The 9692-nt window shown below is 68.7% G+C and carries 10 protein-coding genes; 3 read left to right on the top strand and 7 right to left on the bottom strand.

Going from position 1 to position 9692, the window contains the following annotated elements; all coding sequences use genetic code 11:
- A partial coding sequence (locus tag ACTWQJ_RS38430) for an electron transfer flavoprotein subunit alpha/FixB family protein (RefSeq protein WP_443311076.1) occupies positions 1-550 on the top strand: 550 nt, incomplete at its 5' end.
- On the opposite strand, the gene ACTWQJ_RS38425 is transcribed toward ACTWQJ_RS38430, so the two are convergent.
- From ACTWQJ_RS38425 to ACTWQJ_RS38395, 7 genes are all read right to left on the bottom strand, one after another.
- Entirely contained in the window at positions 531-1430 is a 900-nt protein-coding gene (locus ACTWQJ_RS38425; protein ID WP_443311075.1) for an HpcH/HpaI aldolase/citrate lyase family protein, read from the bottom strand. The two genes, ACTWQJ_RS38430 and ACTWQJ_RS38425, sit on opposite strands and share 20 nt — an antisense overlap.
- Entirely contained in the window at positions 1427-2296 is an 870-nt protein-coding gene (locus ACTWQJ_RS38420; RefSeq protein WP_443311074.1) for a hypothetical protein, read from the bottom strand. The genes ACTWQJ_RS38425 and ACTWQJ_RS38420 overlap by 4 nt, the downstream gene beginning before the upstream one ends.
- Positions 2281-3024 carry an acyl-CoA dehydrogenase family protein gene (locus tag ACTWQJ_RS38415; protein WP_443311073.1) on the bottom strand — a complete coding sequence of 248 codons (744 nt, stop codon included), beginning with the start codon at positions 3022-3024 and terminating at the stop codon, positions 2281-2283. The genes ACTWQJ_RS38420 and ACTWQJ_RS38415 overlap by 16 nt, the downstream gene beginning before the upstream one ends.
- Positions 3025-3465: 441 nt before the next feature.
- A complete protein-coding gene (locus tag ACTWQJ_RS38410; protein ID WP_443311072.1) occupies positions 3466-4668 on the bottom strand; it encodes an iron-containing alcohol dehydrogenase in 1203 nt (400 codons plus the stop codon).
- Positions 4669-4696: 28 nt separating this feature from the next.
- Entirely contained in the window at positions 4697-6280 is a 1584-nt protein-coding gene (locus ACTWQJ_RS38405; protein WP_443311071.1) for a class I adenylate-forming enzyme family protein, read from the bottom strand.
- A 436-nt stretch (positions 6281-6716) separates the two neighbouring features.
- Positions 6717-7088, bottom strand: coding sequence for an acyl-CoA dehydrogenase family protein (locus tag ACTWQJ_RS38400; RefSeq protein ID WP_443311070.1), 372 nt, complete (start codon positions 7086-7088; stop codon positions 6717-6719).
- Between the two features lie 873 nt (positions 7089-7961).
- On the bottom strand, positions 7962-8540 hold the full coding sequence (locus ACTWQJ_RS38395; RefSeq protein ID WP_443311069.1) for a TetR/AcrR family transcriptional regulator: 579 nt from the start codon (positions 8538-8540) through the stop codon (positions 7962-7964).
- A gap of 316 nt (positions 8541-8856) precedes the next feature.
- On the opposite strand from ACTWQJ_RS38395, the gene ACTWQJ_RS38390 reads away from it, so the two are divergent.
- Together ACTWQJ_RS38390 and ACTWQJ_RS38385 are read left to right on the top strand one after the other, a co-directional pair.
- Entirely contained in the window at positions 8857-9507 is a 651-nt protein-coding gene (locus tag ACTWQJ_RS38390; RefSeq protein ID WP_443311068.1) for an AMP-binding protein, read from the top strand.
- Positions 9504-9692 (top strand): hypothetical protein (locus tag ACTWQJ_RS38385; protein WP_443311067.1); only part of this gene is annotated, 189 nt, incomplete at its 3' end. The genes ACTWQJ_RS38390 and ACTWQJ_RS38385, both read left to right, overlap by 4 nt.

The raw sequence follows: 9692 nt of genomic DNA, 5'->3' as shown, positions 1-9692 counted from the left end.
CAAGTCCCGTGTCTCCAAGGGCACCCCGGTCATCACGGTCAAGCCCAACAGCGCGGCCGTCGAGGCGGCCCCGGCCGCCGGTGCGGTCGAGGCCCTGTCGGTGACCTTCTCCGCCCAGGCCACCGGCACCAAGGTCACCGCCCGCACGCCGCGCGAGTCGACGGGCCGTCCGGAGCTGACCGAGGCCGCGATCGTGGTCTCCGGTGGCCGCGGTGTGAACGGCGCGGAGAACTTCGCGATCATCGAGGCGCTGGCCGACTCCCTCGGCGCGGCCGTCGGTGCCTCGCGTGCCGCGGTGGACGCGGGCTGGTACCCGCACACCAACCAGGTCGGCCAGACCGGCAAGAGCGTGTCGCCGCAGCTGTACATCGCCTCCGGCATCTCCGGCGCGATCCAGCACCGCGCGGGCATGCAGACCTCGAAGACGATCGTGGCGATCAACAAGGACGCCGAGGCCCCGATCTTCGAGCTGGTCGACTGCGGCGTGGTCGGCGACCTGTTCGACGTCGTGCCGCAGCTCACCGAGGAGATCAAGTCCCGCAAGGGCTGACCGGCTCGCCCTGAAGAACACCTGGAGGCAGGCGGTGTCCGTCGTCACCGCCTGCCTCCTGCTCATCCCCGCGGATGTCGTTGGCCAGGATGCGCCGGGCACGGTCCAGGACCGGCTTGTCGACCATCTGCCCCTTGACCGCCGCCACCGACTCACCGGCGTCGAGGACCGTCCGTGCCCACTCCAGCTCGCTCCCGGTGGGCGCGAATCCGTGGGCGACGGCCCGGAGCTGCGCCGGGTGGATGCACAGTTTGCCGGTGAAGCCCAGGCGCCGGGCGTGGGCGATGTCCGTTGTCAGGGCGTCGGTGTCGTCGATCGCGGTGGTGACACCGTCGATCGGGGGGCTGATGCCTGCCGCGGTGGACGCCGAGACGAGCCTGGAGCGGGCGTAGGTCAAAGCGGTGTGGTCGTCGGGTGCGACCCCCAGCTGACCGGCGAGGTCGACATTGCCGAAGGCCGCGCGGACGACACCGGCCGTGGCGCACACGTCGGCGCATCGCTCCACTCCGGCGGCGGTCTCGATGAGGGCGATGATCGGGCACCTGCCCGCGGTGCGGGCGGTGATCTCCTGGAGTGCGGCGGGGTCTTCGGCCTTGGGCACCATGACCGGGCAGCCGTGGCGGGCGACCTGGCCCAAGTCGTCCTCGAACCAAGGGGTTCCGGGAGGGTTGATCCGGACGATGGCGCGGTTGCCCTCGGCCAGCCAGGAGGCGGTGTGGTTACGAGCGGTGACCTTGTCGCGCGCCGAGACAGCGTCCTCAAGGTCGATGATGACCAGATCGGCACCGGATGAGGTGGCCTTGGCGAAGCGGTCCGGCCGGTGGCCCGGCACGAAGAGCAGACTGCGGGCCGTGGCGATCGGGCCGGCGGCGTCGGTCATGCGAACGTCACCTCGCCCGTGGCGTGCTGGGTCTCCCGTTGGGTGGCGACCTGCATCTCGGCGCGGCCGTCCGACAGCGCGCCGCAGACGAGGAGGCGTTCGCCGGAGAAAACGGGGCTCCGCAGCCGGTAGGAGAGGGATCCCACCCGTCGCGACGGGTCGTTGCGCCGCACGAGTTCCAGCATCAGCAGCGCCAGCAGCGGGCCGTGGACCACAAGTCCTGGGTAGCCTTCCGCGTCCTGGGCGTAGGGCGCGTCGTAGTGGATGCGGTGGGCGTTGGCGGTGAGCGCGCTGAACCGGAAGAGCAGGGTCGGATCCGGTTGCACGGCGAGCTTCCAGGGCGCGTCGAGGGTGGGCACGGCCGACTCGTCGAGCACCGTGGTGCCGCGGGCGGGGCTGCGGCCGGAGCGGTAGACGATGTCCTGTTCCTCGACCTGACAGGTGCGGCCGCCCTGGCGGAACTCGTGGCGCTGCGTCACGAAGAGCAGTTCGCCGGTCCTGCCCTGCTTGACCACGACGTTCTGCAGAGAGCTCACGCGTTCGGCGCGCTCACCGAGACGCAGCGGCTCGGCGATGGTGCAGCGACCGCCAGCGAACATCCGCTGCCGGTCGGGGATGGGCGGCAGGAAGCGGCCGTGCGCGGGGTGGCCGTCGGCCCCGAGGTCATGTTGCGCGGGCCAGTTCAGGAAGTAGAGCCAGTGCCACAGCGGCGGGAGGGGGTCGCCGACCGTCGTGACCGGCTCGGCCTCATCGAGGAGTGCCGACAGCGCCGCAACGGGCCCCGTGGGCAGCAAGTCCTCGTCGGTGACCGGGCCGGGTTTCCAGGACTCCACGGAGGCCTGGAGGGAGCTCATACCGAACTGCATCGTCTTGGGTCCTTACGGGAGCGATGTGCGGTGAAGGCTGGGGCCGACCGCGACGGGGCGTTGGCCAGTGTCCGTCGAGCGCGGCGCAGCCGGCTGCCAGGAACGCAGATGTCGATGCTCGATGGGGAAAGAGCGATTGCGACTGTGTGGCTCGGCCGACCCCGGTTCATCTTGAGGGTTGATGAATCCGGCTGAGAAATAGAAAGCGATGATGGCCGCATGCCCTGACGGCATGGCCCTTCGGGCCACGAGTCGAGGAACTCGTCGGCCAGTTCCTCCGGGCTGACTTCACCCTCTGGCTCGAACCACAGAAAGGTGTATCCCCGGTCCAGCGCCCGGCGCCAGTACCCCTCGTAGCGTTCGCGGGTGGCGACCACGCGGTCGCGTCGTTCACACGCGACGGCAATACGCCAGCCTATCCCGTCGAAACCGTCATGGAAGCGGTAGCTGGACAGCAGCTCACGTGCGGTCACCATGTACTGGATGGTGGGGGTGCTGCCTTCCTCCAGCCAATTCAGCCACGCGTCGCGGTAGAGCCGCTCGATGGGGTGCTTGCGGGTGTAGCCGATGCCACCGTGTACCAGCAGGGCGCGGTCGGTCACGCGGCCCACGGCCTCCAGTCCGAACTGCTTGACCATCGCGGACGCGGCGGGGATCCTGGCGCCGGCGTCCCACTTGGCGGCGGCGTCGGCAAGCATGCCGCGCAGCGCGTAGACGTCGATCGCCATCGCACCGTGCTCGTCACCGGGAGACCCCGGAAGATCGAGGGGATCGCTGCGGGGAGTACCCGGGAGCCCGTAACTCGAGGACGCGTCGCCGGGTCAAGCGTCCTGCACCGCTCCGGGTAGCTCGAAGAGTGGGCCGAGCATGGCAGCTGCGTATTCGAGCCGGCCGGAGACGTGCACACGGTGGAGGTCCCGGAACGGCGTGGAAGAAGCCGGCGACGCGGTCGGCATCCAGGGCGTCTTTTCGCAAGCTCGAACGCACCCGAGCACACTGTGCGAAGAACGGCCTCGGCGCTGATACGCCGCCCCACTGATGCGCTGAGTGCGTACGTTGACGGGCTCATGCGCCGAGTGCGTACGCCGACCCGCTCATGCGCTGCGCTGAGTGCGGTTGTGTGCGCCGAGCCCGTCTGTGTTCGGCGCACACCTGACCATCGGCCGCGGTCACCAGGCCTGGTTGAGGATTTTCTCGATGTCGCCCTCGCCAAGCGGCGGGCCCGCGGCCGCGGCGGCCATCAAGTCACCCATCGTGTGCTGCGCGATCGCACCCAACTCGTCCCTTCCGACCCCCGCTTCGCGCAGCCTGGTGGGAAGCCCGAGCCCGGCGATGAACCGGCGCAGGAGCTCGGGCGCCCCGAGTTTGCCGGACTGGCCAGTCGACTCGGCGAGGATCTCCGCGACCACCTGCTGCGGACCCCGCGTGTATTCCGCGTGGTACTCAAGCACGGTCGGCAGGAGCACACACGACCCGACGCCATGAGGGACGCCGAGACGGCCGCCGAGCTGGTGGGCGATCCCGTGTGACAGACCGAGACTGACGTTGGTCACTCCGAAGACCGACTGCCAGGCAGCCATCTGGCACTGCCCCGTGGCGCGCAGATCGCCCGCATCGCGGACCGACACGGGCAGGTACCGGGTCAGCCTGCGGAGCGCGTCCGCGGCCAAGGCATCGGTCACCGGCTGGGCCCGCGGTGAGCAGAGTGTCTCCACCGCGTGGTCGACGGCCTTGATCCCCGTCGACGCCCACAGCGAACGCGGCGTGTGGGTCGCGAGCTCCGGGTCGTGAGCCACTACCCGTGGGACGAAGTCCGGCGAGAGGTAGAGGTCCTTCGCTCCGCGGGTGGTGTCGGTGATCCCGATGATGTGGGTGAACTCGCCCGCGGACAACGTGGTGGCCACGGCGAAGTGCGGAACCTTCGCCGCCGTGGACACCGGGTTCTCCTTCTTGCCGGGCGGTGAGACGACCACCTTCCAGCGAAACAGGGCCGCACTGGAGTCGATGCCCTCGGCGAGGCACAGGACGACGGCCTTGCCCAGGTCGATCACGCTGCCCCCGCCGACACTCAGCACACCGTCGGCGCCGACTTCCCGCGCCATGCGGGCCGCAGCGAGCACGACATCGTGCGGCACGTGCGGCCGACCGCCGGTGAAGACCGCCGCGACCCGGCCGCCCGTCGCAGCGTTGAACCGCTCCCGTATGTCGATCGCCCGCGCCAGGCTGGCCGAGGCGAGGACCAGGAGCCTATTGACCGCGCGCTTTTCGCACTCCGCGGCGAGCGAGCCAGACGCCCCGGGTCCGAACAGGACGGACTCCAGCGGCAGGATATCGAACCGGCCCGCGAGCGCAGGCTGTCGTTCACTTGTCATAGTTGACTCCTCGTCGTGAACTCCACGGTCAGCCGCCCACCCGGCGTTCCGCGCCCGCCCAGTGACGTCGGCGCAGTTCGTTCCGCTGGATCTTGCCGGTTGCGGTCTTGGGTATGACGTCGGCGAATTCCACCGAGCGCGGGCGCTTGTAGCTGGCGATGCGCTCCCGGCAGATCCGGTCGATGTCGTCGGCCGTGATCCGGTATCCGTCACGCACGCTGATCACGGCCTTGATCGTCTCTCCCCAGCGCTCGTCCGGGATCCCGATCACAGCGACCTCGGACACGCCGTCGAGCGCGGAGATGGCGTTCTCGATCTCCCCCGGGAACACGTTGAAGCCGCCGGAGACGATCATGTCCTTCTTGCGGTCAACGATGTGCAAGTAGCCCTCGTGGAACCGGCCGATGTCGCCGGTGGCCACCCAGCCGTCGTCGAGAAGCACCTCGGCTGTAGCGTCCGGGCGGTTCCAGTAGCCGAGCATCGTGATGTCGCCGCGGACCTGGATCTCGCCCTCCTCACCCTCCGCGGCGTCCCGCCCGTCCGGGGTCCGCAGGCGGAGCTGGACGAACGGGTTGACCCGGCCCGCCGAGCCAAGCCGGGCGGGCAGCGGTCCGTCCGGGTCGAAGACGTGGTCCTGTTTGGACAGCGCGGTCAGAGGCAGCGGTGTCTCGGTCAGGCCGTAGCCCTGAACGAACACCGGGCCGAGCCGCTTGACCAGCCGTGCCAGCCGGTCCGGCGCGATCGCCGAACCGGCGTAGACAACGGTGTGCAGCGAGTTCGTGTCCCACGTCCCGGTTTCCAGTGCGGGCAGCATCATGTTGAGCATCGTCGGCACGATCGGCAGGACCGTGACCCCGTGCTCGGCGACCGCACGCAACGCGGACTCGGGGTCGAACGACGCCAGAGGGACGTGCTGAGCGCCCCGGAGCTGGTACGGCAGTGAAACGTAACCGGACAGATGGGTTAGCGGGGCGACATGCAGCACTACGTCCTGGGTCTCGATGGGCGGGAGCTCCGTCATCAGGTTGCGGCAGTAGGCGAGCAGGTTCCGGTGGCTGAGCATCACGCCCTTCGGCTCACCAGTCGTGCCCGAGGTGTACGGCAGCCACGCAAGGTCCTCAGGACCCGGCTGGGCCGGGTCCAGCTCGGGGCCGTACAGCAGGTCCGTGTACCGGGCAGCCACCGGACCTGCGGGATCGTCGAGCGCGACAACGGCGACGTCCAGGCCCGCCTCCGCGAAGGCCGTTACCACGCCCCGCTCACGCTCCGCGTCGACGAAAGCCACCCGCGCGTCACAGTCCCGGGCTATCTGGACGACCTCGCGAGGATGGAGCTTGATCGACAGAGCGACCCGCACGAACCCACCCGCGGCGAGCGCGTGGTCCACGACGAAGCTCGCGGCGCGGTTCGCGGCGATCACGATCACCCGGTCCCCTGTCCCCGCGCCGAGCCGGGTCAACCCGTGGGCCAGGCGCCGGGCGCGATCGCCGAGCTCACCATAGGTCAGAACCTGATCGCCGGGCCCGAGGACCGCCGCCCGAGAGCCGAACTTGTCGTAGACGTCCGAGTAGGCCGACGTGAGCGTCGCCTGGAGTGTCCCGCTTCGCAGCACTGCGAACCTCCGTGCTTCCGAGATCGTTCTACCATGTTGGACCAACTGGTACAATGGCCATGCACTACTGCGAGATCTTGTTTTCTTGACTATCCGCTTTGTGCACATGACTCTCGTGGAGTGCAACTATGGACCGAACAGTACAATGAATTCGGGTACCCTGGTTAGTCTCGCGCCGAGCAGACCTGGCTCGTCGCGGGTCCGGTCGTCGAAGACCTCGTTTACGCTTCGACAATCCCCTGGCAAGTTGGTCAGTCGAAGTAGCCAGGGCACCCTGTCAGCTCAGCCCGGGCTTTTGCGAGCACCGCCACAATGACGTTGGCCGGGCACTCCGAGGCGTCCGGCCGATGAAGGTGTCAGGAGTCAGCCGGCGACGGTGAACGCGTCGTCGAACGTGTAACCGTCAATCAGTTCACGGGCCGAACCATGTACTGGATCACGAGTGTGCCACTCCAGCCACTTCAGGCGCGCGTCTCGGTAGAGCCGCTCGAGACTCGGCGTCGACCAGCATGCCACGCAACGCGTACACATCGGCCGCCATTTCGGCCAGGTACCGCTGGATCGCCTGGCGCCCGGCGATCGGCTTACTGAACGTCACCCGCACCTGGGAGTACTTCAGCGACAGCTCCAGCACACGCGACGCCGTGCCGAGCGAGGAGGCGGCGATGAACACGCGGCTGATCTCCAACGCCCGCTCCAGGTGCGCGCCGCCCTCACCTTCGGCGCCGACCAGAGCCGACACCGGCACCCGCACATCCTGGGCGCCGATGACGGCCGAGACCTCCTTCGCGGAAGTCTCTGCGAACACCAGGAGTGCGAAGCGATGTCGGAGCTCGCGATGAGCCACTTGCGCCCGTTGATCACGTAGTCGTCGCCGTCGCGGCGCGCCGTCGTCGACAGGCCGGCGCCGCCGTGCGATCGTACCGAACCGGCCGAGCAGCGTAGCGTCGGCGATCTTGTGACGCGAGGCGTCCGAGTGGCCAAGTCATGTCGGTGTCGACGAAGCCCGCGCGAGCACGTTGAATGGCACTCACTGCGAAGCGACCTCCTTCGCCAGGGAACAGGCGAAGCCCACGGCCGCCGCCTTCACACTCGCGTAGGCAGTGTCACCCGGAAAGCCCACCGAGCGAAGCGATGAGCACCACGCCGGAGTTATGCGGAACGCAACCGGGACCTGATCCCACAACTTCAACGCCGACGGCTTCGAGGCGCGCCTTTCGATGACCCGGAGGTCCTTGGCGTCCAACGGAACCCCAGCCGGCCGAGCACGGGCTGCCGTTTTCGACCTGGATCCTGGCCGAGCAGGCCGACTTCCCGGTCGCCGAGGAGGTGGTCGCCGACATCAGCCACGATGGCCTACGGGTCCTGCTCCGCAAGGAAGGGCGTGTTGCGCGGCCTACGACTCGGGCAAGGACAGGTTCTACGGCCCCAGCAAGCCGAGTCGGCGGCCGGCCGCAGTCAACAACACCGAGTTCGCCTACATGCCCACCAACAGCTCATGACTGAGCCGCATCGAGGCCCGTTTCGACGCCCTGCGTCACTTCGCCTCGACGGCAGCGACCACGCCGGCCACAACGCGCTCGGCAGCATGATCCGCCGCTACATCGTGGGCGGAGCGAGCACGCCGCCGACGAACGCCTACGCGAGATCGTGGGCAGGGCGAACGTCGACTGATACGGCACTAGAGACGGATACCCTCGATCAGCGCGTCGAGGAACATGTCGGCCACCTCGTCCGGGGTCAGCTCACCGTGGGGATCGAGCCACAGGTAGGTGTAGTTGAGCATGCCCAGGATCCCCTTCACAAGCAGGCGCGGTGTCTGGCGCAGCGCACCGACGCGCACGCCGTTGTCCAGCGCCTGCCGCCAGTAGCTCTCGTACCGCTCGCGCGCCGCGATCACCTGGTCGCGGCGCGCGCCGGTCAGCGCAGTGTGCTCGCGGAAGAAGACAGCCCACTCGGAGCGATGCTCGGTGATGTTGCGCAGCAACCCGCGCGCCAACTGCCGGAGCAGGTCCTCCGGCTCCAGCCCCAGATCGAACAGCTCCTCGGCGTAGCTGTTCATCTTGTCGACCTGCTCCTTGCTGATGGCGTAGAGCACGGCCTCCTTGCTGCCGATGTAGTGGTAGAGCGCGCCCCGCCCGAGACCGGCCGCCTGGCCGAGCTCGGCTATCCCGGTGCCGTGGTAGCCGTTCCTGGCGAAGAGGTCCGCCGCGATCCCGATCACGCGCGCCCGGTTCGCCTCGAAAGCCGTAACCGTCATCCTCGACGCCGCCCTCACTCTCGACCTGTATCGGCGGTCCCCAGAATATCGCCCGGACGGGCGCTGCCCATGTACGGGCGGGATCAGGCTGCCCGGCGCGCGTCAACGCCTCGGTTGCGAGAGTGAGGGCGCCCAAAATGCACCGCGGCGGCCCTGCCACCGGGCATCGGCTCGCCGACTCAAAGGCTTGTATCTACCGATCGGTACACGCATAGTACGTTGACCGGCAATTTCAGACGGGCGATTTCAGACCGGCAGGGACAGACGCTGTGACGGGCGAAGAGATTGGGCGACGATGCTCAGCGGAGCGACCCAGGTGGGTCAGGGCACATCCGGGGGCGCCGGCGTGATCGGCCACGACGGACTGGATCACCGTCAGCGCGCTGCGCAGGTCACGATCGCGGACCTCTACGAGCGGGGATACCACCAGTACGGCTCTCGCGTCGCCGTGCGAGACGGCGCCACGACGCTGACTTATTGCGCTCTCGGCGACCGCGTCCACCGCATTGCCAGAGGGCTCGCCAGCCGGTTCGTGCGGACCGCCCTCAGTACCCGGCTGCACCTGCGCGAATTGGTGCACGTCCTCAGCGACTCCACCACCGCGGTGGTGTTCGCCTCCCCCGACTGGGCCGAGCGGCTGGCCGAGGTCCGTGACCAGCTGCCCGCGCTACGGCACGTGGTCACCGTCGCCGGAGGCCCTGGTGACACAACGCTGGACCGGTTGCGTGAGGCGGCGCCTGCGCCCTGCACACGCCCCCTCCCCCACCATCCGGCCACGATCCTCTACACGAGCGGGACGACCGGCATGCCCAAAGGGGCGACGCTCAGCCACGCCAACCGGGCCGCGACGGTGCGCAACGAACCGTTCATGGTGACCGGGCTGCCCACGACGGGGGCTGGCAAGATCATGCGGCGGCATCCGCGGGATCGATACTGGACGGCCGGTGACCGCAAGGTGGGCGCTTGAGCGAGCTCGCGGCGGACAGGCCCGTCGAGGACCTGTTCGACATCGTAGACGCGGCCGCCCGGCTCATCGGGGGGCCCGTGGTGGTCGAGGACGTGGACTTCCGTGTCCTGGCCTACTCCACGGTCGCCGGGCAACCCAACGACGAAGCGCGGCGATCGGCGATCCTCAACCGCCGTACTCCTGAC

This window comes from Streptomyces sp. KR55, assembly GCF_052245645.1.
In the GTDB taxonomy this organism is placed as follows: Bacteria; Actinomycetota; Actinomycetes; order Streptomycetales; family Streptomycetaceae; genus Streptomyces; species Streptomyces flavusporus.
Note: the sequence above shows the minus strand (reverse complement) of the source record. Positions and strands in the feature narration are given on the sequence as shown.

Coding starts and splice junctions, on each gene's coding strand:
- ACTWQJ_RS38425 (WP_443311075.1), bottom strand. CDS start 1,430: ATGACCGACGCCGCCGGCCCGATCGCCACGGCCCGCAGTCTGCTCTTC.
- ACTWQJ_RS38420 (WP_443311074.1), bottom strand. CDS start 2,296: ATGCAGTTCGGTATGAGCTCCCTCCAGGCCTCCGTGGAGTCCTGGAAA.
- ACTWQJ_RS38415 (WP_443311073.1), bottom strand. CDS start 3,024: ATGGCGATCGACGTCTACGCGCTGCGCGGCATGCTTGCCGACGCCGCC.
- ACTWQJ_RS38410 (WP_443311072.1), bottom strand. CDS start 4,668: ATGACAAGTGAACGACAGCCTGCGCTCGCGGGCCGGTTCGATATCCTG.
- ACTWQJ_RS38395 (WP_443311069.1), bottom strand. CDS start 8,540: ATGACGGTTACGGCTTTCGAGGCGAACCGGGCGCGCGTGATCGGGATC.